The sequence below is a fragment of the Acinetobacter marinus genome, from assembly GCF_900096915.1.
GTDB lineage: Bacteria > Pseudomonadota > Gammaproteobacteria > Pseudomonadales > Moraxellaceae > Acinetobacter > Acinetobacter marinus.
Map to the genome: position 1 here is coordinate 66,328 of NZ_FMYK01000004.1, position 25,759 is coordinate 92,086.

Here is a 25,759-nt window from a genome sequence, read left to right on the forward strand (position 1 = left end):
TTCTTGGATTGTAAGAAAAGCAATCAAACTTTCTCTGTGTTACCACTTATCTTTAAAATGCAATCGTTAATCAAGAAATGTATTTCTTGACGGCGTTATTGTATTATCTTTGTATTGGGGTAATGGCTAAAAAGATATGAAAATGAGACGCAATCGAGGTTTTACGTTAATTGAGATGCTGGTGACGATCGCAGTGCTAGCGATTATTGCGTCGATGGCAGTGCCTGCCTTTGCTAATTTAACACGTGCCCAAAACCTAAATCGAAGTACTTCGGAGCTGATTGGTAAAATACAAGAAGCACGAATGAAAGCAGTGATGGAGCGTACCACAGTTACAGTGGCACTTAACTCAGCCGCTGCGGATACACCGACGCAACTGAATTGGATGCCTCAAGGAACGGCGGTGCTATCAGGAACATCAGCAACCACGATTGCTTTTTTATTAAACGGTGGTGTCGCAGCAGATACAACTTTTGAGGTATGTGCGATTGCAGGTGGAAATTCTAGGGAGTTTACAGTGTCTAGAATGGGTGTTGTTCAGCGGGTCATTGAGGGGACATGCTAATGAAGTCGATGACGAATCAAGCTGGTGTCGGGATGGTTGAAGTTCTGGTTGCATTGTTAATACTTGCAATCGGTGTATTGGGCTTTGTGGCGTTGCAGTATCGTGCAGTCGAGGCTACGGCAGAAAGTGCCAACCGTGTTCAAGCAATTAACTTTGCTCGTGATCTGGCGGAGCGAATTCGAGTCAATCGTTATGCCTACCCAACCTATCGCACACAAATAAGTACTGCAGCAAATCAAGCAACTTCTGCACAGAATTGCGCATCACAGTTTTGTACGATAGCTCAATTCGCAGATTACGATGTTGCGCAGATGCGAGAAAAAATTAGCGATGCAGGGATGACCTTCAATTTGATGCCATGTCAGGGCACTAATAATGGGCGAGAGTGCGTCTATATTGCTTGGGGGGATACAGCTGCGACGAATGGAACGGTTGATGGTGAAGGGAACTGTACAACGGCGACTGCCTATGACCCTAATTCGACCTGTATTATCATGGAGGTCTACTAATGTTCAAACAACAAACGGGCTTCACATTAATCGAACTCATGATCGCATTGGCGCTGGGCTTAGTTATTTCTGCTGCGGCGATCATGCTATTTTTAACAGCACAAAGAAGTGTTGCATTTCAAAAAGGTTTGTCAGAATTACAAGATAATGCCAATTTTGGTCTAAATTATATCGTTAAAGATGTTCGCCTTTTAAACTTGAATGCGTCTGGTGCAGCGATGACAGACATGTCGTCAGGTACAGGCTTGGTGCTGACCTCTTCTGTTAATGCTACCAAAGATGCAAGTGGTATCCCACAAAGCAATATCTTTCACACCTTAACGACAGGTGTTGGTGTCAACCTGTTGTCGAGAAGCCAAGGTCAAACGGCAGGGACAGCACCAGCATGGACTGGCGCATCTAATGTGCAGTTAGTGGGTACAGATGCTGATGGGAATTCTACTCAAACCGATATTCTCAGTGATCAGCTCACCATCCAATATATTCCACAATATGTTTTAAATGATCAAGGGACAGCCACTACGGCAGATGATGTCTGGGTGGGTGGCTTTGACTGTGAAGGCAATGCGCTGAACTTTCGTGTTGAAAATCCCGGTAGCAGTATGCCATTTGGTCGGCAAGTTGTAGTGCAACGCTACTTTTTGCGTGCGGATGCAAATGCTGCAACTAACGAACCGAATGCTGCCTTAGCTTTGGCATGTGAAGCGGGTTATTACTCCGTCGATCTCACAACGATGCCGTCGCTAGCTCGAACTCGAATACAAGGTGGTGCGCCTTCAGAGGCTCTGAATACCAGTACTTTTGGTGCGAGTGCGGGGCAAATCGTGATGAGTCGTATCGATCATTTCCATGTTTTGCTTGGTGTTGAAAATGCATCAAGTCAGTTGCGTTATATTTCGATTGCTGACTACATGGCACTTGCCAATCCGAAGCCACGTATCATGTCATTTCAGTTAGGGCTTTTATCTCGTTCGATGCAACAAGTTAGCCCAGATGGCGTGATTAATGATGATCAAACCTATCGAGTTTTGGATCAAGTGGTTTCTTTAAAATCTGCGCCTGCCAATGCACCACGTTATGTGCGTCAAGTCGTCAGTCAAACAGTGGCCGTACGCAATGGATTTGGTAATCGAGGTGACTCATGAATATTCAGTTTAAACAAAAAGGTGCAACGCTTATCGTGGTGTTGATCATGTTGGTGGCGATTACCATTATCGGGACTCTGGCGGTACGCCAAAGCATGGTTACCTTGGGCGTGGCAACCAATAGCCAAGCACAACAGCTCATGATGCAAAACTCTGATGCGGCTTTTTTTAATATCGAGAGCGGTGACAATATTGCGCAAGGTTTGATGCAAAGCGGTATGTTTAAATATATCAGTGGTGCCTTAGATAAAGATAAAGAGTTGGTGTTTTGCTTTCGAGGTAGTGAAGAAAATTTTTATGACAGCACACTGGCGAGTCTAATGGTTTGGGAAGAGGGTAAGACTGCACCAACTAACAATACCCTAGGCACAGATGGATATTGCTCAACAAGTGCAACCTCAGGAAACTTTTTTACCAGTGGTCGCCGTGCGGTGATGACACAGATTGCGGTGAAGTTTACCAGTACCTCAGAAAATGATCCTTTTTTTGGCAAGATCACGGGGACTGATGAGGATGAGTCGAAACTGGAAACCAGCAAGCCAATGAGTGTCTATGCGGTATCACTGATGCCAACGCTATCCAGTGATACCAATGCCAATATTGATGAATGTCTGAATTCAAGAATGAATGAAGTCACCATTCCTGATGGGACAACTGTGCCAGCTAATGCAGTGAGTCGACAGAATGTCACCGATTGCTTAACTAGTCGCAACATTCCTTTTACCTCATTTGAACAACATTACCTAGTCTCGCAAGACTTTAAAGACTAATGCGGAGTATGATGATGAACAGAGTAATAGAATTTTTTAATGGCTTGGCTTCCAAGCTATTGACTTCATTTGTCACCGCATTATTTACCTTGGTGGTGGCGACAGGAGTCACACAGGCAAGTGATATCGAAATCTATCAAGAAGCGAAATCTGGTGATATTACTTTGATGTTGATGCTGGATATCTCGGGAAGTATGGATACACGTTCTATTCGGAATGACTATGGAACTTCCTCAAACTGTAACTTTACGACTGATACAGCGCCTGGAGGGTATTCAAGAAGTTATTGTGCTGTTGCATCAAATACAACAAGTACCAAAGTGAAAAATACCAAGACTGGCTGTACTTTGGTGGGCTCAACGTATCGTTGTTATGATCGAATTTCCAGATTGAAGGATGGTGTATTCGATTTGCTTGCTGGAAATACCGCTAAGGGAATTACCAAGCTTGATGGTGATAAAATCATCGGTTTATCGACATTAGGTGTTTATACTGGTAACTCATATCATAATACAGGTCGAGTTTTAGTGCCTGCACGTAAACTGAATGCGACCTATGGTGGGCAAACTCAACGTGATATTTTATTAAGTTATGTGAAAGATTTGAGTGCATCTACAAATACACCAACTGCACGTTCTTATGCAGAAACCATTGCTTATATCATGGGACAAACCACAGCATCTCGTTATTATAATGTCACAGATATGCCTTACTATCGAAGCTTTGTGTATTATGGCGATACCTATGTGCAGCAATGTACATCATGGAATTCAGGTTTTTCTTCATGTTCAAGATGGAGTAATGCCTCTACTTCTATATCTGTACCGACTGGGGATGCTTATGCTGGATATCGATGTAATTTTAGTAACTATAGCAACAATATTTGCTATTACTACACAGGTGTCATCCAAGCAGCCAATAGTAATAGCGGGTTTTCTTACTCATTAGATACCACGAAGCTGGCTCCAGCGAATGAAGTTTATGAAATGCCATCGTCCCTATCTCAGACAGATGATATTAAACAGTGTAGTGGTCAAGGTGTCTATGTTTTAACTGATGGGGAGCCGACACAAGATTCAGGCTCTTTACCATTGATGCAGGGTGCACTTGGATTGAAAGGAATGAGTTTTACTTGTGATGATAGTGGTAGTTGGGATTGCATTCATAAGATGGCAACGACACTATTAACGCCAGCAAGTAACCCAATCGGCTTAAAAGTAAAAACCGCAGTGGTGGGTTTCGGTTCTGATTTTAATGGCGTGACCTCCTATGACCGCACTAAGACTCAAGAACAGAATATTGAGGCACTTGGCACAATCGATACCAATGTGAAGCGTGCAGCCTATTGGGGGATTATCGGTGAGGGCGGCTGGTACTCTGGCAGTAGCTCGCAAGACGTTGTGGATAGTGTGAATGCATTTATTGATAGTTTGGGTACGGATATTCCTGCGGTAACTACGGGCTCTCCGACTGTGCCGACAGATGCATTAAATCCAACCACATTGTTAAATGATGCTTATTATCAACAATTCCAGCCGACACCTGAGAAGTCCTATCAGCTTTGGGTGGGTAACCTGAAAAAGTATAAATTGGATTCTTCGGGGATATTAAAAGGCGAAAATAACGAAGATGTGATCGATGATGATGGCACTTTGATTGAACCGACCTATGATGATTCAACGGGACGTTTGCTTACAGCAGTATATGATTATTGGTCAGCTGATGTTAACAGTGCGGTTGCAGATAGTGATATTGATGTCATTGGTAGTAGAAAGTTTGCTGCTAAAGGTGGTGCATGGTCACAGTTAAAGTTGCGTCTCAATGATGCAGGTAATGTTCAGCGTAAATTACTTACCAACCGTAAAGCTACAGGTTCGGGATCGAATGCAACCTTTGGTAATGGCTCATCTTTACGCCGATTTACCTTGGATGACTTGACTGATTCAACCTATAAATACGATGCAAATCGAGGTTATTTGGTGAGCCTACTCGGCTATGCTGTTGATGATGCATCGAAGCCAGAAGATATTACCGCAACGACTTTAGCGAGTAATGGTGAGTTGCGTCAATTCGGCGCAGTGATGCATTCTCTACCGATTTTGGTGACCAATAAAGGTAAAGTAGCTTATAACAAGACGACCAAAGTTGTGACGTCGACCAACCGTGAGGACTACATCCTATTTGGTACGACTCAAGGTTTGTTGCATGTAGTTGATGCGAAAACAGGTGCTGAGAAATTTGCTTTTGTACCAAATGAAATGGTTGAAAAGCAAAAAGAAGCCTTTGTTGACTATACCAAGACCTCTGGTGGTGTGGAGAGTATGTTCTACGGTATCGATGGCCCATGGGTGCTTCATACTGAATATGTGCTCGACTCGTCAGGCAACTTGGTGGTGGGCTCAGGAAAAGGCACAAATCAAAAAGGGAAGCAAATTGCTTATGGTGGTTTGCGTATGGGCGGACGGAGCTATTATGCGCTCGATCTTGCAGACATTGATTCCCCAAGTTTGAAGTTCCATATCAATCCAGATGGTGTGACTTCTGGACCACTTAGCCATATGGGGCAGAGTTGGTCTAAGCCGACCTTGGCTTACGTCAACTGGGGTGGTAAGAAGAAGTTGGTGATGTTCGTTGGTGGTGGATATGATCCAGAATACGAAAAATCTAACTATGTGCAAACCAACAAAAAAGGCGCTGGCGTGTATATGTTTAGTGCCGATGGCTCGGATGCGGGTGATCTGCTCTGGTGGGCAAGTGCCAATGCGAGTACCAGTTCAGCAGGTACCACCTCTGGCACTATTGGTACTGGTAACAGTGACATGAAATATAGTGTGGTCAGTGAAATTCGTGCCGAAGATCGAAATGGTGATGATCTCGTCGATCACCTTTACTTTGGTGACCTTGGTGGTCAAGTATTCCGTGTCGATTTAAATAATAAAGCAACGGCTATTGGCTCCTTTGCCAAAGCGACTGTGCGTTTATTAAATCTGACTGCGAATGCAAGTAAAGGCACACAGCCACGCTTCTATGATAAGCCCGCTTTCTCGCTGTATCGAAGTAACGGCACAACATTTGCTGCGATCTCGATAGGTAGTGGTAACCGTAGTACACCGCTACTCAGCTATACTGCAGGTACTAGTGGTGTAGATTATGATGCTGTTTATACGATTTACGATAAGGATGTAGCACGTACCGACCTGTACTCAACCTCAACTTATAATACCAAAGACATGACCTTGTCGAATTTGGGCTTGATTACGAATAATAACCGTGGTGACGATACCAGCTTGGTGGCACCATTTGCGACTACTGGTGGCTGGTATTATCAATTTAAGACCTGTAAAACAGGGATTAATGGTGATACCAAATGTAGCGACTATAAGGTGCAAAGTGAAAAAGTCTACGGTACGCCAATCGTGACCAACTACCGCATGTATGTACCAACCTTTGATAGTAGTAAGCCAGGGATTTCTGGAGATTGCGGAGCAGGGGTAAAAGGTGAGAGCTTCGCTGCATCCTTCTGTATGCCATACGGACAGTGTGAAAAAGTTCTGGATGATGATGGCAATATCATAATCAGAGATCCTCCAGAGGATGTGCCAATAGGAATTGGTATTCAAGAGCCTGTGATTACCAGTAATTGTAGCGATGATGGTACTTGTCCTATTATTGAGGATGATGACGAAGATGAAAAACCTAAAACCAGCGCAGAGAATTATTGTATCGATACTGGGACTCGTGTGCCGACGGCATTAACAGGGCCTCTTAACGGTGGCGATGATACCCGATCATGTTTGATTCCATTACGTTGGTTTGAAAAACTCAGTCGGACAACGAGCTAGGAGGTGTTATGCATACCATGAAAGCACCTCAACGTGGCTTTACTTTGATCGAGCTGATGGTGGTGGTGGTAATTATTGCGATATTCGCCGCATTCGCCATCCCGCTCTATCAAGAGTATGTGCGCCGAGCCCAAGCGGCTCAGGCGCAGCAAGAGGTTCAACGCTTATCAACGGAGCTAGAGCGCTGGAAGACACGTAATTTTAATTATGGTGGTTTTAATATCACACCAAATACGGTACAGGATTATACTTTTCAAGTGCGTGATGGTGCCAATACAGCAAGCGTGTTGACCACTACAGGCGTTGATGGGCGGAGTTGGGCGATTCGCGCAGTGAATACCAGTGGTCGAAATTTTACATTCCTCATGACCAGTACAGGAATACGCTGTAGGAATAAATTGACCAATAGTGTGACCTTTACGGGCTGTGGTACGCAAGCAAATGGTGCGGAGAATTGGTAATGCGATCGAATCAAATGGGTTTTACTTTGGTCGAGATGATGATCGTTGTGTTGATCATTGGTATTTTGGCTGCGATTGCATTGCCATCTTATGATCGCTATGTGATCCGAACCAATCGTACGGATGCGCAAGCTGGGATGATGGCGATCGCACAGCAGTTGCAAAAATATCGAATTGCCAATTTTACCTTTACGCCGAATGGTACACCAATCACTTTGGCAACGATTAATACACCAACCGTATTTCCGACCACAGGGACTGCGCTGTATAATTTACAACTCACGAATGTTCAAGCAGGGACATGGACGCTTACTGCGACGCCGATAGCTTCAGCACGTCAGAAGGGTGATGGGCATATCGTGCTCAATCATCGAGGTTGGCGTTGTTGGACAGAGGGGACAGATAATAGCGGGACTGCCTGCGTACCAAGTGCGACGACAAACTGGGACGGTCGTTAATCGATTTGGGTAAAATCAGATAGAAAGAGAAAATCTGACAAAAACCCTTTATAAAATTTGCGTTATCGCTTAAAATATCCGCCTTTTGATGCCTCGTGTATCAAAAGGCTTCTTTTTTAAGAACACTTTTTAGTAGAGAGTATGACATGGTCGTAATTCGTTTAGCCCGTGGTGGCGCTAAAAAACGCCCGTTCTATCAAGTAATTGTGACTGATAGTCGCAATGCACGTGATGGTCGTTTTATCGAGCGTATTGGCTTCTTTAACCCAACTGCACAAGGTCAAGCAGAAAAAATCCGTTTGGATGCAGACCGTTATGCACACTGGGTCGCTCAAGGTGCACAACCTTCTGAGCGTGTTGCTTCGATTGCAAAACAAGCGCAAGCGACTGCTTAATTGATGAGTCAAACTACCGTGCAGGACGTGCCTGAAGATCGTATCCAGATTGGACAGTTACGCACCCCGTATGGATTGAATGGTTGGCTTTGGGTCTTTTCCAAGACTGATCCAATAAGCAATATGTTTGACTATCTTCCTTGGTATATTCAAACCAAGACGGGTTGGCAGACAGTCAATGTAAAACGTTGGAAAACACAGGGCAAAGGTTTAGTGGTTGCGCTCAAAGGTGTGAGTGATCGCACAGCAGCGGAGCAGATAATCGGTGCCGAGATTTGGGTGTCCAAATCACAATTGCCTCAAGCAGGTATGGATGAATATTACTGGAATGACCTCAAGGGTCTGACAGTGCTTGGCTTAGATGATTCTGAAAATGAAGTCAATCTAGGCAAGATTCATGAGCTGTTTGAAACTGGCGCAAATGATGTCATGGTGGTTCACGCAACACCTGATAGCATTGACGCTGAGGAACGGATGATTCCGTGGCACAAAGATGTGGTTCAACGGGTTGATATTGAAGCAGGTCGAATTTACGTCAATTGGGGCGTAGATTATTAATATTTTAAAAATATTAATTTTAAACTGGAAATGAGGAATCTCTGATGTGGTTTGCAGTGATTACATTATTTCCCGAGATGTTTGAAGCGATCACCGCCTTTGGTATTAGCGGGCGTGCAGCAAAACGTGAGCAAGTACAAGTCACTTGTATTAACCCACGAGATTTTGCAGAGGGCAACTATAAGCGAGTGGATGAACGTCCATTTGGTGGTGGTCCTGGTATGGTGATGATGGCTGAGCCTTTGGCAAAAGCGATTAATCATGCCAAACAGCTTGCGCAGCAAGCAGGATGTGCCAATGTCCCCGTGGTGTATATGTCACCGCAAGGACAGACTCTGAATGAGGTCGCAGTGCAGCAATTCGTCAATTATGATGGTTTGATTGTGCTTTGCGGACGCTATGAAGGGGTGGATGAGCGTTTGATCCAGCGTTATGTCGATCAAGAATGGTCGATTGGAGATTATGTCTTATCAGGTGGTGAGCTTCCTGCGATGGTATTACTCGACAGTGTAATTCGGCGATTACCGAATGTGATGTCGGATGAACAATCAGCTTTGCAAGATTCTTTTGTGGATGGTCTACTCGATTGCCCACAATATACCAAGCCTGATCATTTCGAAGGCTTAGATGTGCCAGCGGTACTCAAGTCTGGTCATCATGGCAATATTGAGAAATGGCGGTTTTTGCAGCGTTATCAGCGTACACTTGAGCGTCGTCCAGAATTGGTCGAACAAGCGAAACTGACGAAGCAGCAGGAAAAATGGCTTAGAAATTTGAATTCCTCGGAATCATAAATGTGCGCTTTGAGTTTTGGTTAACATTAAAGCCAGACTTTGAAGTTTAGATAAACGGGTTGATACGCGTCTAGCCTCTGTCCCCAGCGAAACAATATTTATTTTAAACATGAAAATATTGCGTTCGCATATTGGAGATTCCCACAATGAGTGGCAAACATCCTTTAGTTCAAGCAGTTGAAAATGCGCAATTGAAATCTGATATCCCTGCGTTTGCACCAGGTGATACAGTTGTTGTCTCTGTAAAAGTAAAAGAGGGTAACCGTGAACGTCTTCAGGCATATGAAGGTGTGGTGATTGCGAAGAAAAATCGTGGTCTGAACTCTGCTTTCACAGTGCGTAAGATTTCTAGCGGTGTTGGTGTTGAACGTGTTTTCCAAACACATTCACCAATCGTTGCAAAAATCGAAGTGAAACGTCGTGGTGACGTTCGTCGTGCGAAACTTTACTACCTACGTGGTCTTACTGGTAAAGCTGCACGTATTCGTGAAAAATTACCAGCTCGTAAAACAGAAGCATAATCGCTGTTTTAGAGCGAATTGCTTTAAAATTAAAAAATGCGCCATGATTGGCGCATTTTTTATGTCTGAAAAAATTGGATGGATTACAAACCTTGTAGTTTTAAACGGTTGGCGTGTTGACGATATAAGCCGACTGGATCTGGCGCAAATAAACCCGTCAAGCCAAACATGAGATTGGCAAGATCGGTATGATTGAGTTTGTAGTTGTCACGAATCACATACCCAAGATGCGTGCTGCAACGTGCGACCATGCCGTCATTGTCTTTATTGCCATATGCCATCGGCCCAAGTTGCATCAGAATGGTATCAATATCAAAAATATTGGTGGTTTGGGCAACACCTGTCCAAGAATAATAATAAATGCCACGATCGACTTTAGCGCCACTTTCGTTACAGCTCGAAGCGAGTGCGGTGGTTGGATATTGTTGATTGAAGCGAGCGGATTCAACTTCAGTTAAAGATTTCATTGATGCATCAAAATCGACAGGAATGTCTGGATTGCCTTGTGCCCAAGTGAGTAGAGGGGCAACGATGTAGTCACCGAGAATGTTAAAGGCAGTGCGAGAGATGTCATTGCTTTGTATTTTATCTGCAACTCGTGAACCACGATAGGTACCAGCCACACCAGTCACAGAAGCAATATAATCAGGTTTGACGGCAGCGACATATTGCACAGTTGGTCCGCCGTGTGAGTGACCAATCAAATTCACTTTATCCGATCCAGTGATCGCCATCACTTCTTCAACTTGTGAAATTAATTGTTCACCTCGAAATGCAGTGGTATTGGCTGGCGACATTTGTGCGGCAAATACCGTACCGCCATTACGTGCCAGATCAGGTAAGATTTGATACCAATAATCGACATTAAAACTATCATTACCAATACGCTGCCAACCAAGCCAACCGTGTGCAAAGACCATAGGGTATTTGGTTTGTGCATAGCTTGATTTGACTTTATCAGCGGTGATCTGCATAGGATGGGTGCTGGATGCCCCTGTCATCGAAGTTGCCATCGCAGAGATAATCCCTGCACATAACAGTCCATATTTCATTGTTAAAAATCCTCTATTATTTTGACTTTCCCTAAAACAATACTTAGGGTCTACCGACGCATTTCGCAACGAAACGGCAGACCTTAGGAATTGTGATTGATTATTATTTTATCTTGACAATGTAGCATGTCATTTTTTGCTAATCAATTCGCATTATTTAAATTGGATGAGTGACATAATGTGGGTGATTTTTAATTTAAATAGTTAATGTTAACAGTATATTATGTGTATTTTTAAATATCTATAATTCAAACTTGTCTGGTATTTTTTGCCTATTGAGCGCTAAATTGAAAATTTATTCGCATTTTGTATATTATGCTTTTGCCCAAGGGGCGAGTTGAGATGTGCATCAAGTGCCAAGCGTTCCATTTCGCAGTGGCACTTGATGATTTGTGGGTGAGCGTTATTTATAAGCCTTGCAGTTTTAAGCGATTCGCATGTTGGCGATAGAGGGTAACTGGATCGGGTGCAAATAAACCACGCATGCCGAGTACCAAGTTGACTTCATCGAGGTGGGTGAGGCTGTAATTGTCACGAATCACTTTGCCGAAGCGGGCGCTACAGCGTGGCACCAAGCCATCATTATCTAAGCTGCCATATGCCAGTGGTGCAAGGGTAGACACGCCAACATCAAGTAAATCAAAGACATTGGTCAACTGTGATGTGCCAGTCCAAGAGTAGTAGTACACGCCATTATTCGAAGTTGCACCGTTTGCAGTACATGAAGATGCCAGTGCTGGAGTTGGGTAGGTAGTGTTGAATGTGCTTGAACCTGCAACGCTAATCGATTGCAATGAGCGTTCGGTGCTAATCGGTAGTGATGGATTGCTAGAAGCTAACGTAATTACTGGTCCTAAGAGATAGTCGCTGATCGCAGAGACCAGTGCGGTGCTGGCATTGTTGCTAAGTACCAGATCGGCAACTTTGGAACCACGGAATGTTCCACCTACCCCTGTAAGAGACGCAACATATTGAGGTTTAACTGCTTCGATATAGCGAATAGTTGGCCCACCATGCGAGTGTCCAATTAGGTTGAGTTTCGTCGCCCCTGTGATTGCCATGACTTCTTCCACTTGAGTGAGTAGTTGTTCGCCACGTACTTCCGTTGACTCAAGCGGTGAGACTTGTGCGGCATAAGTGGTTGCGCCATTACGGGCGAGATCAGGCAAGACTTGATAAAAATAGTCCATACCAAAAGTATCTGTACCTAAGGTATCAAAACCAAACATGCCATGTACAAATAAAATCGGATATTGGGTTTTGGCATATGTCCCCTTAATAGTGACATTGGGTGAGCTGACCGCACTGTGACCTGTACTCGACATCGCAATGCCTAAAGAGAGTGTGGCGATACTTGCAATCTGTTTTACATTGAGCATTTTTGCATTTAACTTTTTCATATTTAGTCCTTAAATATGTGTCCTTGAAAATTTCTTACGAATCCTTTTCCAACTCGCTGAGATGGCATCATTGTCATCAAGCGCTAGCGAATTGTCGTATTACACTCCATTCATCAAAGGAGCTACTTTGCTGATTGAGTCGAGCAATCAGTTCAAAGCCAAAGTGAATATGGTCGATTTATTTGTTAGGGTTAACTAAACGGTAATTTTCCTCCTTGATCGTGTACTGTTTCAAAGGTATTCAGACGCATACGATCTTGCGCCGAGTTAAATTGTTGTTGTTTTAAATCATTAATGGCTGCGGTTTTGGCGCTTTCGCTCATACCACTTTGTAAGATCGAATCTCGCTGTGCAAGGTAGCTATTGACTTGCTGTTGCCACTGACTGCGCTGGGTATCAAGCGTTTCTAGTCGACCAGTCGCTTCAGCACCGACGAGATTTAAACGCATCTGACGAATCTCTTGAGCACTGGCATTGCGTGCTTTGAGATCAGCCGTCAGGGTGCGTAAATCTTCGAGTTTGTTCATTTGCTCGAGATTTTCTTTCCAGTCTGCGGGGAGTTGCTCAAACAGTTCTTTTAGGCGCTTGCCTTTTTCGGCTTCACTGAGCGACTTATCTTCTAGGATTTCCAAGCGTTGCAGGGTGTATTCGTGGTACAGATTTTCCTCGCCAAATAAGCCTTGAATTTCTTCACGAGAAAAGTAGGTTTTGCGCAAATTTTGCTGTTTCTCGTAAATTTCTCGGTAATATTTCGCTGTATTTGAATTGCTGGTAGGTGGTTGTAATTTACCAAGTTGCTCACGGTAATCCATGTAACGCGTCCATAGATCAAGGATTTGCGACAATGCAGGTTCTTGATAATTAGCTCGGATATACTTTTCAAAATCCGTCTTGATTTGATCGATGCTTTTTTCGCCGTATTGGGTGATGAAATATTCAAAACAATTTTTGGTTTGTTCATTGACGATAAGGCGCTGACCAGCATCCAAGTTCATCTTACAGTCAATGTCGATATCTTGCTGGCTTTGGCTACTATATTTTGCATTTTGTAGGTTAGGTGCATGCGCTGAAGTGGTATCAGTCGATGACAACGTATTTTCTGATTGATCTGATGTGCTATGCGCTGTGGCTTGACTTTGGGGATCACCAGACTTGAGCCAAAACAGCGTGCCTCCGATGAGCAATACGAAAATAATAGGTAAAATTATAAAAAGCGAATCCTTGCGAAAACTCATTGAGCACACCTAATCCTTGTCGTGCGGTTTCGAACATAAAAATTAGCATAAAAATATACGGCTGTCTTTTTTCAACATGAAAAGCCGATAGGCGGTATTAATTTTGCTACACTAGGCACAATTTTACAGCCTGCGATCATGCCATGAGCAAAATTCAGCGCCGTCATATTGATGGTGTATTTTTGTTGAATAAACCTTTAAATATCAGTTCGAATGCTGCCTTGCAAAAGGTACGCTGGCTCTATCGTGCGCATAAGGCTGGGCATACAGGGGCGCTCGATCCTTTGGCGACGGGATTACTGCCAATTTGTTTGGGTGAAGCGACGAAATTTTCACATTATCTGCTCGATGCGGACAAGCGTTATCAGACTACGATTCAACTCGGACAGGCGACGTCGACAGGCGATGTGGAGGGAGAGGTGATTGCTTCAGCCGAGATTCCGTTATTGACTGTAGATTCGATTTCGAAAATATTAAAACAGTTTGAAGGAAAGAGTGATCAAATTCCACCAATGTATTCGGCGCTAAAAAAAGACGGTCGTCCGCTGTATGAGCTTGCGAGGCAGGGTATCAACATCGAACGTCCTGCACGCCCAATTATCATTTCAAAGATGGAGCTGTTGGATTTTACCGAACAGAGTATTTCTCTTGATGTGACTTGTTCAAAAGGCACTTATATTCGGGTGCTTGGTGAAGACATTGCCAAGGCGATGGGCACAGTCGGTCATCTGACCAAGTTGCATCGCATTCAAACAGGACATTTTCAACTGGATGAAAGTCTGACCATTGATTATTTGGAAAGTTTGGATGAAGTGGGGCGTGAGCAATTATTATTACCGAGCTATGCAGCGGTTGAAGGTTTGCCAAAGCTTGAATTGCCAATCGAGCGGGTAAAGTATTTTAACAACGGTCAAGAAAGTAGCGTAGATTTCCCTGAGACAGATGATGTGTTGGTCTTTTCCAATGGGCAATGTTTGGGGCTTGCTGAGGTGAGTGCGGTTGGGCGCTTAAAACCGAAGCGCTTATTGATTCAGCGTGAGGGTTAAGCGCAAGGATTTAGTGTGGGGGCTAGGCAAAGGGATTTCAGTGTAAGGGCTAAGCGCGCAAGGTTGCGATATATGAGATGCAATAGGACGAAAGTGCACCATTGATCGCTGGACAATCGGTCGATTTGCGCTACAACTCAGACGCAAAAAAAGGTATATTAGATCGGGTGTAGAGCAAGTTTTGGATTGTGATGAAGTTACAGCGTCAAGCCATGTACAAAGAGCGTGAGCAGCAGATATTACGTGTTGCGGAAAGTTTGTTGTTGGAAAATCAAAATTTTACACTTGATGAAATCGCCAAAGAGCTTGATCTTGCCAAAGGCACGTTGTATAAGCATTTTGCCAGTAAAAATGAACTGTTGATGCATCTGATCATCGAGAACGAAAATAACGTGCTCGAGATTTCAAAAAAATATAATCACGATATCTACGAGCATATTCCTCGTTATATGCTCTATCATCTGCGTGACCCCAAGAAAGCCATCATTTTGCATCAGATCGAAGAGCAACTGACCATGTCAGTGCTGCATTCCAATGCGACCTTTGATGAGCTTTATCAGATTCGTCAAGAACGCATTATGGCGATTCGAGACATGATCGAAAAGTATCTTAAATCCATGAATTATGAAATTTCAATTCGGGATTATACGTCTTATGTATGGTCACTGACTTTTGGCGCATGTTTACTGCTCAATTCAAGTTACTATCAGCGTTCAATCGGATCACGAGACAAGTTGATAAATTTGTATATTCATCAAGCCTATACTTTCCCGTCAAATACGACAAACTTTGCAGAATTAAAGCATCTGGACATGAATCCACTTGAGGAGTGAGTTGTCATCAAGGCGAATTCACTTAATACTTAAAAAACACATTCCAAAAAGTTTTTAAATTAATAAAAATCATAAATTAGTTTTATGTTTAATTTCGCAGTATAATTCAATCATAGATTTATTTCTTTTCATTCTACCCAGACCAAATCGTGGCGCAGTTGGAGGCTTCAAAATGGCAGGCAAAACCCCAAACAATCAAGCACAAGGTAAAACCTTGTATGACAAATTGTGGGATGATCACTTGGTTAAACAACGTGATGACGGCTCAAGTTTGATCTATATCGATCGTCATCTTTTGCATGAAGTGACTTCACCGCAGGCATTCGAAGGCTTACAACTTGCGGGTCGCAAGCCGTGGCGATTAAGTGCCAATATTGCCACCCCTGATCACAATGTCCCGACCTCGCAAAAAGAACGTGCCGAAGGGATTGCAGGGATCAAAGATGATACCTCACGGATCCAAGTACAGACTTTGGATGATAACTGTGCGACCTTTAATATTGTTGAATTTAAAATCAATGATGAACGTCAAGGTATCGTGCATGTGATCGGTCCTGAGCAAGGTTTGGTGTTACCAGGGATGACGGTGGTGTGTGGTGACTCGCATACAGCAACGCATGGTGCATTGGGCTGTTTGGCGCATGGTATTGGGACTTCTGAAGTTGAGCATGTGCTTGCGACACAATGCTTAGTGCAGAAGAAAATGAAAAACATGCTGATCCGTGTGGATGGTAAGTTGGGTAAAGGCGTCACGCCAAAAGATGTGGTGTTAGCGATTATTGCCAAGATCGGTACTGCTGGTGGTACAGGTCATGCCATGGAGTTTGGCGGTCAAGTATTCCGTGATATGACGATCGAAGGGCGTATGACGGTCTGCAATATGGCGATCGAAGCGGGCGCACGTGTCGGATTGGTCGCTGTCGATCAAGAAACCATTGATTATGTCCAAGATCGTCCATATGCACCGCAAGGCGAGCAGTGGGATCAGGCGGTTGAATATTGGGGCAATTTGCACTCTGATGATGATGCGGTATTCGATACCGTGATCGAATTGCAAGGTGAAGATATTGAGCCACAAGTGTCTTGGGGAACCTCGCCAGAGATGGTGATTCCTGTGACGCAAAATGTGCCGACGTTGCAACAAGCCAAAGATGATGTACAGCGCAAAGACTGGACACGTGCTTATCAATATATGGGATTAACCGAAGGTCAGGCGCTTGCGGATATTCAGTTAGATCGTGTTTTTATCGGCTCATGTACCAACTCTCGTATTGAAGACATGCGTGAAGCGGCTGAAGTGATCAAAGGGCGTAAAGTCTCGCCAACTTTGAAGCAAGCGATGATCGTGCCAGGTTCAGGTATCGTGAAAAAGCAAGCAGAAGCAGAAGGTTTGGATAAAATCTTTGTTGAAGCAGGCTTTGAATGGCGTGAACCAGGTTGCTCAATGTGCTTGGCGATGAATGCCGACAAATTGCAATCGGGTGAGCATTGTGCATCAACGTCAAACCGTAACTTCGAAGGTCGTCAAGGCAATGGTGGGCGTACGCATCTCGTCAGCCCAGCGATGGCGGCGGCGGCGGCGATTGCAGGTCATTTCGTTGATGTGAGAACTTTCTAAAATCCCCCTCTTGCGCAGCAGCACTGCTCACCTTTGTAAAAGGGGGAAGTTCCCCTCTTTAATAAAGAGGGGCTAGGGGAGATTTAAAGTGAATAAATTCTTTAGGGTTAAGCCATGCAAAAATATACAGTTGAACAAGGTGTCGTAACACCTTTAGATCGTGCCAATGTCGATACCGATTTGATTATTCCAAAGCAATTTTTGAAGTCGATCAAACGTACTGGTTTTGGTGATAATTTATTTGATGAATTGCGTTATATGGACGAAGGTTATCTCGGGCAAGACATTAGCAAGCGCCCGAAAAATCCTGATTTTGTCTTGAATCAGCCACGTTATCAAGGCTCAACCATTCTATTGGCACGTACCAATTTTGGTTGTGGTTCGAGTCGTGAGCATGCGCCGTGGGCACTCAGCGAATATGGTTTTCGTACCGTGATTGCGCCAAGTTTTGCCGATATTTTCTTTAACAATAGTTTTAAAAATGGCATGTTGCCTGTGATTTTGACAGAGCAAGAAGTTGATCAATTGTTTAAAGAATGCGAAGCCAATGAAGGTTATCAGTTGACGGTGGACTTAGATGCGCAAGAAGTGCGTACACCATCGGGTCAGGCATTTAAATTTGAAGTCGATTCATTCCGTAAACATTGTTTGCTCAATGGTTTGGATGACATCGGTTTGACCTTGCAAGCCTCAGATGACATTCATGCCTTTGAAAATCAGATCAAGCAAACACGCCCGTGGATCTTTAAAGAACTGTAAAGTATTAACGTGACTTGGTAGGCGTTACAAAGCGATCTTGAAACAACGTAGCTATATTTGTCACAACTTGTTAGTATGTGACAAATATGATCACTTTGTTCAAGTTATAGATGGGTAATTTACAATGACAGGTGCGTTTCGGTTTGCAGCGTTTGCAGTGATGGGGCTCGGTTTAGTCGGGTGCCAGCAAACGACGCACCAAGTTATGGATGGTTACAAGATTCTGCAAAACAGTATGCCTGACACTGCCACGGTGTATTTGGCATGCCAAGCCAAGCAAGGTTGTGATTTTGAACGCATCGATAATGTATTGGTCATTGATGAAAAAACCAAGCGGCCGAGCAATGAAGCCATTGAACAAGGCTTGGTGCGGATCGAAGGCTCGGTTTTTTCTTGGCAACACGAATATGCGGTGTCTTTGCCAGTAGGGGATCACGAGATTGCTGTACGGTTTTATCCTGTGTCTGTGGAGCGTGCGGAGCGCTTTCATTTGATTCACAAGTTTGAGCCAAACCATCAATATCAATTGCATATGTATCGTCAGCGTGATCAGCAAGATCAATCTTTACTTGCCGTTGCCGCGCCGAGTAAACTGTGTATTGATTTATTGCAGGATGATATTCCATTGCGCCGTTTTTGCCGAAGCTCGGAGATTGGTAAGGGCTTGAATGATTTTGTTGAGCAATCCATCTAATTCATTCTTTTAGTATTTAATTTTATATATTTCACCATTGTGGACGAAGACATGTCTAAACATATATTAATTTTGGCTGGTGATGGTATCGGTCCAGAGATCGTTGCGTCAGCAGAGCAGGTGTTAACTGCTGTCAATCAAAAATTCAATCTCGGGCTGACTTGGGAGCATGGTTTGCTTGGCGGTGCTGCGATTGATGCACATGGCGAACCCTACCCAGCAGTCACTAGCGAACAAGCGAAAAAAGCGGATGCGATTCTACTCGGTGCGGTCGGTGGTCCAAAGTGGGATAGCATTGAGCGTTCGATTCGTCCTGAACGTGGCTTACTCAAAATCCGTAGCGAATTGAATTTATTCGCCAATTTGCGTCCTGCGATTTTGTATCCACAACTTGCTGATGCTTCAAGTCTTAAGCCTGAAATCGTTGCTGGCTTGGATATACTCATTGTGCGTGAGTTGACTGGTGGCATTTATTTTGGTCAGCCTCGTGGCATTCGTGAACTGGAAAATGGCGAAAAACAAGGCTACAACACGGATGTTTACGCAGAGTCAGAAATCAAACGCATTGCCAAAGTTGCCTTTGAAATGGCTGGACTGCGTGGTGGTAAAGTCTGTTCAGTCGATAAAGCCAATGTGCTTGAAGTCACAGAGCTGTGGAAGCAAACCGTGACCGATATGCAACAAGCAGATTATCCAAATATTCAACTATCACACATGTATGTTGATAATGCGGCGATGCAATTGGTCAAAGCGCCAAAACAGTTTGATGTAATGGTTACGGGCAACTTATTCGGCGACATTCTGTCTGATGAAGCGGCGATGCTGACGGGTTCAATCGGTATGTTGCCATCTGCGTCACTCGATGAAAATGGTAAGGGTATGTACGAGCCATGTCACGGTTCTGCACCTGATATTGCGGGTCAAAATCTGGCAAATCCATTGGCAACAATCCTGTCTGTGGCGATGATGCTCCGTTATACCTTCCGTGAAGAAACGGCTGCAAAAGCCATTGAAGATGCAGTGGGCAAAGTGCTCGATCAAGGCTTGCGTACTGCAGACATCATGTCAGACGGTATGCAAAAAATCGGCACCAAAGCTATGGGCGAAGCAGTCGTATCGGCATTGGCATAAATGTGTAGAGAAGACTGTTTTTAAAATACTGTTTAAAATGTATTACTCAAAAAGTCACCTGATGGTGGCTTTTTTTGTGGCAGATCGTTGTAAATCATGATGGATCATGATTTTAGTTCAGCGGTTGATTGTCAAATATTTTTCATGATCACAACAATTTCATCGCAACTTTTTCTAAAGCATTGTTAATATGGATGATGTATTCAGAAGCATCAATTAAAAATGCTTAAAAAAATTGCTTATAAATTGCAAAGGAGTTTCTCAATGTCAAATACCATCCGTGCCTATGCGGCACAACAGGCGGGCGAAGCACTTGAACGCTATGATTTTGATGCGGGTGCATTAAAAAATGATGAGGTTGAAGTCAAAGTTCATTACTGTGGCATCTGCCATTCGGATTTGTCCGTCATTGATAATGAGTGGGGTTTTAGTAAATATCCTGTGGTTGCAGGACATGAGATCATCGGTGAAATCGTTGCGCTTGGTGAAGATTGTAAGGGTTTGAGTATCGGTCAAATGGTCGGAGTGGGCTGGACAGCAGAATCGTGTCAACACTGCAATCCATGTATCGGCGGTCATGCCAATGTCTGCGAACAAGCCAAAGCAACCATTGCAGGGCATATGGGCGGATTTGCTGACAAAGTCCGTGCGCAGTGGCAATGGGTGATCCCGATGCCTGAAGGTGTGGATCTAGCCAAAGCAGGCCCATTACTGTGTGGCGGGATTACCGTATTTCAACCGCTACTGCAACATGGTATCAATGCATCACATAAAGTCGGGGTAATTGGTGTCGGTGGTTTGGGGCATATGGCACTCAGTTTTTTTAATGCGTGGGGCTGTGAAGTGACGGCATTTAGCTCAAATCCTGATAAATATGAGGCGATTAAAGAGATGGGTGCGCATCAGATTTTGGACTCAACCGATCCCAAAGCCTTTAAAAATGCAAAAAGCAGTTTGGATTTGATCGTGTCTACCGTGAATGTGCCATTGGATTGGAATGCTTATCTGGGCTTACTCAAGCCACAAGGCAAATTGCATGTGGTCGGTGCGGTGCTCAAACCTTTGGATATTCAAGCCTTTGCGTTGATTTCTGGGGAAAAGGGTGTATCAGGTTCACCGACTGGCTCGCCTGTACAGCTTCGTACCATGATGGAGTTTGCTGCCCGAAAAGAGATTTCACCGATTGTTGAGGAATTTGCCATGTCAGACATTAATGCGGCGATTCAGCATGTACGTGAGGGCAAGGCACGCTATCGTGTGGTGCTGAAAAATGATTTTTAAATGAATTTTAAAGGATGATTTTAATCGGTCATCCATCCTGTAATGAGTTTGACTATATGAAAATGCGACCGTCTTGGTCGCATTTTCGTTTGATTTAGGTCATGACGATGAGGCGGTTGGGCTGAATTTATTGCTGATGATGCGCTGTGATTGTGCTGACACGTTTCATCCAAGCAAAAAGCTCCTCTAAATCATAATCGCCACCATGACCTTGCGCCCACGGCACTTCAAAATCCACCGATTTTCCTGAGTTCTCTAGTTTCGTTGCCAAAATCACAGGGATCGCCAGCGAGGTATCGGCATCTTTTGCGCCTTGTCGAATGCGCCAGTGCACAGCAGTCTGTGCATCAGGCTGGTCGATATACGCCATTGGATTCATGAGCTGAATGGTTTGTGCATCTGCCATCTGTGCATCACTTTTTTGATTATGTTGCATTGCGTAGACGGTAAAGTGACGTTGATCAATCGAAGCTGTGCCAAAGAGTTGATTTTCACCGCTGGATAAATCGAGGGCATCAAAGGCAGGTGGCGTTTTTTGCCGTCCCATATAGTTGCTTAGATATTTTTGGTAATCCTTGAGCACGACCGTTGAGCCACTTTTTTCAAAGCCCATATCGGTGGTGATGTTGGCGCCTTGCTGATATGCCTTTTGTGCGGATTGTTGCACATAAGACTGTACTAGTTTTAAAAATGTGCCTTGACCATCTTGCCCAAGGATCAACGGTTGCTTAAATGTGGTATGTAATTTGAGCTGATTTAAATAGTCAGGAAACTGTGCTTTGAGGTCATTGGAAACCTGTTGTTCAGCAGTGCTTAGAGTGCCTGGGGTGAGTTTGCGCTCTACCTTGTAATCGAGCATGTTGATCGACATCTTTTTATAGGCATTGATACCATTAAACTGCCATTCATACGCCGCATCGGCATGTTCCAAAATGGTAATCGGACAGTAGGCGGAGACAGCAAAAATACGGTCACTGCCTTTCGCTGCGCCAAGTGCTTCCAGATAAGGTGCATAATCTTTGCTATCGCCACTGGCGCCAAGTAATGCGGACAGTGCGCCACCTGCACTGGTACCATTGGAGATCACTTGCCAACCATTACCAAGCATCACATCATCATTAAAACGTAAATAACGTACTGCGGCTTTTAAGTCGACAATCGCAGCAGGGGCTTTGCCTGTGTATTGACCGTTGCTTTGTAGAGTGCGACCACGTGCGCCCGCAGAGGCGACGATAAAACCATGTGCCAAGGCTTGTGCGACGGTTGAGGCTTTGCCTGCATCAGGACCTTGCTCACTCGGTTTTGCGGTTGCTGGCTTAGCAGGCATATAACCGCCGACTTGATTGGGGAAAAATATTGGTGCTGTTTGAGCATTAAAGCCATTGATACTTTGCCCTTGGAAATAGGCTTTAGGAATATAGATATTCATGACTTGATAATCAGGTTCGACAGGCTTGCGCACATAGGAAATATTTTCATAGGCACGCACTTGGATATTTTTCCCATCAACTTCAAGCGTTTGAGTGGTATATTTGCTTGAGTCAAAACGTAGCACATCGGTGCTTTTTGATGATTGTTGGCTGGACTGTGGCGATGAGGTCTTGATGTTGGCTGTCTCATGTATCGTGCTTTGGCACGCACTGCCAAGCAGTGCCGTACTCAAGCAGAGTAGACTCAGTTTGAACGGGATCGGATGTTTTTGGTGAGATGTCATAGGTGCTCTCTTTCTATGGCAATTTTCTATGGTAGTGCTAAGAAGTACTTAAGCGCTACAATCTGTGGTGACTCGATCAACTAGGGTGAGATACCAGCGCTGATTGATCCAAGTAAAATAACCAATAAAATCAGATTGCGTTTGTACAAGGCGGATACTATTGGCTTCGATATTATTGATTTGTGATTGAGACTCAGGGGGATAAGATGCACCTTCATTATGCATGTAGAAATCCTGAATGTCTGAGGGCAATGGATAATGCAGTTGTTTGCTCATAAATAATCCATGATCAGACCAAGCGATGTTGTCACAGTCGTACTCTACATAACCTTCTTGTAAGGGGCGTGTCGTGGCTTGAACACTCAGAATAGTTTGCGTAATTGACCACTCTTTCAGTTTTTCTTCTGAGATCTGAGGCACGATCGTGAAGGTGTTGGGTACACCGATGCGATATACATCAATAATGCCATACGGCGGATAAATCATTTGCCGATTGATTGCGGCAATATCGCCTTGTGATGCTAGTTGAATAAACTGTGAAACCGTCTGTTTGAATAAGCGCTCTTTTTGAGATTCGGTTTCAGCAGCGTTGGCATGCCCGATCAGCAAGGGGGCGACTAAGGCAGTGAATAGGGCGAAGTGAGATAATTTCATCGGCACTCCCTTGCCAAGTTCCCTAATCATTTTGCGTTGTCGTTGATGTGTCATTGAGGATTTTGGCATCTTGTTGCGGTTGTACCAATGGCGCAGTGGGGCGAGGTTTGCGCTGGGTATATTGCATGCCGACCCCAGCATAGACATCATCGGCAGCCACTTCTGTTTCAAAACGGACTCGATCACGCTCACGGATGTTGTCACTAATTTCGGCGACATCTCGTTCATCGACACCAAGCTCCGTGAGTACCGCTTCGCCAAAGCGCATTGCAGATTCAAAGGTTTCCCGCATGATGAAATCGACATTTTGCTTGACCAGATGTAAGCCATGTTCACGGTCATAGGCGCGGACCAGTAATTTTGACAATGGAAATTCATGTTGGACAAGATCGACAATTTTATTGGTGGCGTCTTTATCATCAACACAGACCACAATCGCTTCAGCCGTCTCTGCACCTGAGGCATGCAAAATATCCAGCCGAGTGCCATCACCATAGTAAATTTTAAAGCCAAATTTTTCTGCGCTTTGGATCATGTTAATGTCGGTATCGATAATGGTCACATCCACGCCACGAGCCAAGAGCAGTTGACTGGTGACCTGACCGAATCGCCCAAAGCCGATCACCAACACACTACCCGATAATCCGTCCGCAACAGTCACCCCATCTAAAGATTGCTCATCTTTATTCACGGTAAAGCGCTTGAATGCAATGCTGAGGATCGGGGTGAGTACCATCGACAAGACCACGATGGCAGTCATATTGGATTGTACAGTGGCGTCAATCACTTTGGCGCTGGCAGCTGCAGCAAACAGTACGAAAGCAAACTCACCGCCTTGCGCCATGATCAAGGCACGATCCAGCGCATCATAATGGTTAGATTTGGTCAGTCTCGCGACGATATAAATCATTAAAGATTTCATCAACATCAGCGCAACTACACCACTGACGATCAGTTGCCAGTTTTGTTGTACCACGGCTAAGTTGAGCGACATACCAACGCCCAAGAAAAATAAACCGAGCAAAATGCCACGAAATGGTTCAATATCCGCTTCGATCTGATGACGGAAGGTTGACTCCGACAATAAAACCCCAGCCAAGAAAGCGCCCATTGCCATGGACAAACCGCTAACTTGCATCAGTAGTGCCGCACCAAGCACCACCAATAACGCTGCTGCAGTCATCACCTCACGGGCTTTGGCTGCCGCAAGCAAACGAAACAATGGATTAAGTAACCAATAGCCCGCAGCAATTAAACCTGCCACAGCGACCAGCGCAGTGCCAATGTCTTTGAAGCGATCTGCTGTTGTTTCAACGACTTGGATCGGTGACATAAAGGCCACGAGTGCCAGCAAGGGCACAATCAATAAGTCTTCGAATAGTAAAATCGCAACGATTTTTTGCCCTCGAGGTTGACTAATGTCACCACGGTCGCCAAGCAATTGCATCACAATCGCCGTTGAGGTCAGCACAAAGCCCGCACCGCCAATGAAAGACACTTGCCAACTAAAGCCAAACATCAAGCCGACCCCTGTCAAACCGAACGCCGCCAGACAGATTTGCAAGGAGCCTAAGCCAAAAATCTCACGGCGTAAATTCCACAGGTGTGAGGGTTGCATTTCTAGGCCGATGATAAATAAATACATCACCACACCCAGCTCAGCGACATGGATAATGGCTTCGGGGTCAGAGAAAAATGCAAATCCAAAAGGACCAATGATCAGCCCCGCAATCAAATAGCCCAATACAGAGCCAAGCCCAATTTTCTTAAAGATCGGTACGGCGATCACCGCAGCCGCCAGCAACACAACGGGTGAAACTAAACTAAAGGCGTGTGCTTCGGCACTCATAGGGATGATTCCATTTCAATTTTGCTTTGTATGCAGTGTAATCTGAAGCGGATATGATGCACAACCTGAATCAAATATGTCGCATAGATCACAGCGTTTTCTATTGATTGGTATGTTTCAGTGATGCGCTTTGGTCTGGCTCATTTTTCTAAAAATCGACTTGACCGAAATCACAAAATCGCTAAAATGCACCGCACAATAATGAATATGTTTTAAATATTAAACATATCGTTCACGATGCCGGCATAGCTCAGTTGGTAGAGCAACTGACTTGTAATCAGTAGGTCCACAGTTCGAATCCGTGTGCCGGCACCATTTCTTTATTTCCTTTTATATTCAAAAAACTTTTTTAAAAGCGATTCCCAAAAGTTGTCTTTATAGTTGTTTTTTCAAATTACTATCCATTTTTTAAATCATGGTTTGCATCAATTTTACGATGCACTTAGGACTGTTCCGTCAATTGCAAGTCTGCGCA

The 25,759-nt window shown here is 44.3% G+C and carries 24 protein-coding genes and 1 tRNA gene; 19 read left to right on the top strand and 6 right to left on the bottom strand.

From position 1 onward, the window contains the following. Nucleotides 1-142: 142 nt before the first annotated feature. The 11 genes from BLQ60_RS08615 to rplS all read left to right on the top strand — a co-directional run bounded on the left by BLQ60_RS08615 (nucleotide 143) and on the right by rplS (nucleotide 10,018). Nucleotides 143-565, top strand: a complete 423-nt coding sequence (locus BLQ60_RS08615) for a GspH/FimT family pseudopilin (protein WP_092619548.1) — start codon at nucleotides 143-145, stop codon at nucleotides 563-565. After that, nucleotides 565-1,074, top strand: a complete 510-nt coding sequence (gene pilV / locus BLQ60_RS08620) for a type IV pilus modification protein PilV (RefSeq protein WP_092618933.1) — start codon at nucleotides 565-567, stop codon at nucleotides 1,072-1,074. Before BLQ60_RS08615 ends, pilV begins: the two co-directional genes overlap by 1 nt. Beyond that, a complete protein-coding gene (locus tag BLQ60_RS08625; protein ID WP_092618936.1) occupies nucleotides 1,074-2,219 on the top strand; it encodes a PilW family protein in 1,146 nt (381 codons plus the stop codon). Before pilV ends, BLQ60_RS08625 begins: the two co-directional genes overlap by 1 nt. A 2-nt stretch (nucleotides 2,220-2,221) precedes the next feature. Further along, entirely contained in the window at nucleotides 2,222-2,989 is a 768-nt protein-coding gene (locus tag BLQ60_RS08630) for a pilus assembly PilX family protein (RefSeq protein WP_171259091.1), read from the top strand. A gap of 14 nt (nucleotides 2,990-3,003) precedes the next feature. Next, nucleotides 3,004-6,831 (top strand): pilus assembly protein, encoded by a 3,828-nt coding sequence (locus tag BLQ60_RS08635; RefSeq protein WP_244516007.1) that lies wholly within the window; start codon nucleotides 3,004-3,006, stop codon nucleotides 6,829-6,831. 8 nt (nucleotides 6,832-6,839) lie between these two features. Then, nucleotides 6,840-7,292, top strand: a complete 453-nt coding sequence (locus tag BLQ60_RS08640; protein ID WP_092618946.1) for a type IV pilin protein — start codon at nucleotides 6,840-6,842, stop codon at nucleotides 7,290-7,292. After that, complete coding sequence (locus BLQ60_RS08645; protein WP_092618949.1) at nucleotides 7,292-7,750, top strand: type IV pilin protein; 459 nt, start codon at nucleotides 7,292-7,294, stop codon at nucleotides 7,748-7,750. Before BLQ60_RS08640 ends, BLQ60_RS08645 begins: the two co-directional genes overlap by 1 nt. A 146-nt stretch (nucleotides 7,751-7,896) precedes the next feature. Next, nucleotides 7,897-8,145: a 30S ribosomal protein S16 gene (gene rpsP / locus BLQ60_RS08650; RefSeq protein WP_092618952.1), complete on the top strand. Its 249-nt coding sequence runs from the start codon at nucleotides 7,897-7,899 to the stop codon at nucleotides 8,143-8,145. Between the two features lie 3 nt (nucleotides 8,146-8,148). Continuing rightward, nucleotides 8,149-8,703 carry a ribosome maturation factor RimM gene (gene rimM / locus BLQ60_RS08655; RefSeq protein WP_092618955.1) on the top strand — a complete coding sequence of 185 codons (555 nt, stop codon included), beginning with the start codon at nucleotides 8,149-8,151 and terminating at the stop codon, nucleotides 8,701-8,703. A 44-nt stretch (nucleotides 8,704-8,747) separates the two neighbouring features. Beyond that, the gene (gene trmD, locus BLQ60_RS08660) at nucleotides 8,748-9,497 is read left to right on the top strand and encodes a tRNA (guanosine(37)-N1)-methyltransferase TrmD (protein ID WP_092618958.1); all 750 of its coding nucleotides are present in this window, start codon (nucleotides 8,748-8,750) and stop codon (nucleotides 9,495-9,497) included. 146 nt (nucleotides 9,498-9,643) lie between these two features. Beyond that, on the top strand, nucleotides 9,644-10,018 hold the full coding sequence (gene rplS, locus BLQ60_RS08665; protein WP_092618961.1) for a 50S ribosomal protein L19: 375 nt from the start codon (nucleotides 9,644-9,646) through the stop codon (nucleotides 10,016-10,018). Nucleotides 10,019-10,101: 83 nt separating this feature from the next. Here rplS and BLQ60_RS08670 read toward each other — a convergent pair whose 3' ends face one another. The 3 genes from BLQ60_RS08670 to BLQ60_RS08680 form a co-directional block, all read right to left on the bottom strand. After that, the gene (locus BLQ60_RS08670) at nucleotides 10,102-11,070 is read right to left on the bottom strand and encodes an esterase/lipase family protein (protein ID WP_092618964.1); all 969 of its coding nucleotides are present in this window, start codon (nucleotides 11,068-11,070) and stop codon (nucleotides 10,102-10,104) included. A 407-nt stretch (nucleotides 11,071-11,477) separates the two neighbouring features. After that, nucleotides 11,478-12,470: an esterase/lipase family protein gene (locus BLQ60_RS08675; protein ID WP_244516008.1), complete on the bottom strand. Its 993-nt coding sequence runs from the start codon at nucleotides 12,468-12,470 to the stop codon at nucleotides 11,478-11,480. 191 nt (nucleotides 12,471-12,661) lie between these two features. After that, complete coding sequence (locus tag BLQ60_RS08680) at nucleotides 12,662-13,705, bottom strand: lipase secretion chaperone (RefSeq protein WP_092618967.1); 1,044 nt, start codon at nucleotides 13,703-13,705, stop codon at nucleotides 12,662-12,664. A 143-nt stretch (nucleotides 13,706-13,848) separates the two neighbouring features. On the opposite strand from BLQ60_RS08680, the gene truB reads away from it, so the two are divergent. The 7 genes from truB to ahr all read left to right on the top strand — a co-directional run bounded on the left by truB (nucleotide 13,849) and on the right by ahr (nucleotide 21,067). After that, nucleotides 13,849-14,751 (top strand): tRNA pseudouridine(55) synthase TruB, encoded by a 903-nt coding sequence (gene truB, locus BLQ60_RS08685; RefSeq protein ID WP_092618970.1) that lies wholly within the window; start codon nucleotides 13,849-13,851, stop codon nucleotides 14,749-14,751. Between the two features lie 191 nt (nucleotides 14,752-14,942). Further along, a complete protein-coding gene (locus tag BLQ60_RS08690) occupies nucleotides 14,943-15,584 on the top strand; it encodes a TetR/AcrR family transcriptional regulator (protein ID WP_092618973.1) in 642 nt (213 codons plus the stop codon). A 172-nt stretch (nucleotides 15,585-15,756) separates the two neighbouring features. Then, on the top strand, nucleotides 15,757-17,202 hold the full coding sequence (gene leuC / locus BLQ60_RS08695; protein WP_092618976.1) for a 3-isopropylmalate dehydratase large subunit: 1,446 nt from the start codon (nucleotides 15,757-15,759) through the stop codon (nucleotides 17,200-17,202). 114 nt (nucleotides 17,203-17,316) lie between these two features. Then, on the top strand, nucleotides 17,317-17,961 hold the full coding sequence (gene leuD, locus BLQ60_RS08700) for a 3-isopropylmalate dehydratase small subunit (protein WP_092618979.1): 645 nt from the start codon (nucleotides 17,317-17,319) through the stop codon (nucleotides 17,959-17,961). Nucleotides 17,962-18,085: 124 nt separating this feature from the next. After that, nucleotides 18,086-18,655 carry a hypothetical protein gene (locus tag BLQ60_RS08705; protein ID WP_092618982.1) on the top strand — a complete coding sequence of 190 codons (570 nt, stop codon included), beginning with the start codon at nucleotides 18,086-18,088 and terminating at the stop codon, nucleotides 18,653-18,655. A 51-nt stretch (nucleotides 18,656-18,706) separates the two neighbouring features. Next, a complete protein-coding gene (gene leuB, locus BLQ60_RS08710) occupies nucleotides 18,707-19,786 on the top strand; it encodes a 3-isopropylmalate dehydrogenase (protein WP_092618985.1) in 1,080 nt (359 codons plus the stop codon). Nucleotides 19,787-20,050: 264 nt separating this feature from the next. Then, nucleotides 20,051-21,067 carry an NADPH-dependent aldehyde reductase Ahr gene (gene ahr / locus BLQ60_RS08715; RefSeq protein ID WP_092618988.1) on the top strand — a complete coding sequence of 339 codons (1,017 nt, stop codon included), beginning with the start codon at nucleotides 20,051-20,053 and terminating at the stop codon, nucleotides 21,065-21,067. A gap of 127 nt (nucleotides 21,068-21,194) precedes the next feature. Here ahr and BLQ60_RS08720 read toward each other — a convergent pair whose 3' ends face one another. The 3 genes from BLQ60_RS08720 to BLQ60_RS08730 are packed head-to-tail and all read right to left on the bottom strand — an operon-like array spanning nucleotide 21,195 to nucleotide 25,284. After that, nucleotides 21,195-22,781, bottom strand: a complete 1,587-nt coding sequence (locus BLQ60_RS08720) for a subtype B tannase (protein ID WP_092618991.1) — start codon at nucleotides 22,779-22,781, stop codon at nucleotides 21,195-21,197. A gap of 48 nt (nucleotides 22,782-22,829) precedes the next feature. Further along, nucleotides 22,830-23,435, bottom strand: a complete 606-nt coding sequence (locus BLQ60_RS08725) for a hypothetical protein (protein ID WP_092618994.1) — start codon at nucleotides 23,433-23,435, stop codon at nucleotides 22,830-22,832. Nucleotides 23,436-23,457: 22 nt separating this feature from the next. Continuing rightward, the gene (locus BLQ60_RS08730) at nucleotides 23,458-25,284 is read right to left on the bottom strand and encodes a monovalent cation:proton antiporter-2 (CPA2) family protein (protein WP_092618997.1); all 1,827 of its coding nucleotides are present in this window, start codon (nucleotides 25,282-25,284) and stop codon (nucleotides 23,458-23,460) included. 239 nt (nucleotides 25,285-25,523) lie between these two features. Between BLQ60_RS08730 and BLQ60_RS08735 the strand changes: the two genes are divergently transcribed. Further along, nucleotides 25,524-25,599, top strand: a tRNA-Thr gene (locus tag BLQ60_RS08735). Nucleotides 25,600-25,759: the final 160 nt, after the last annotated feature.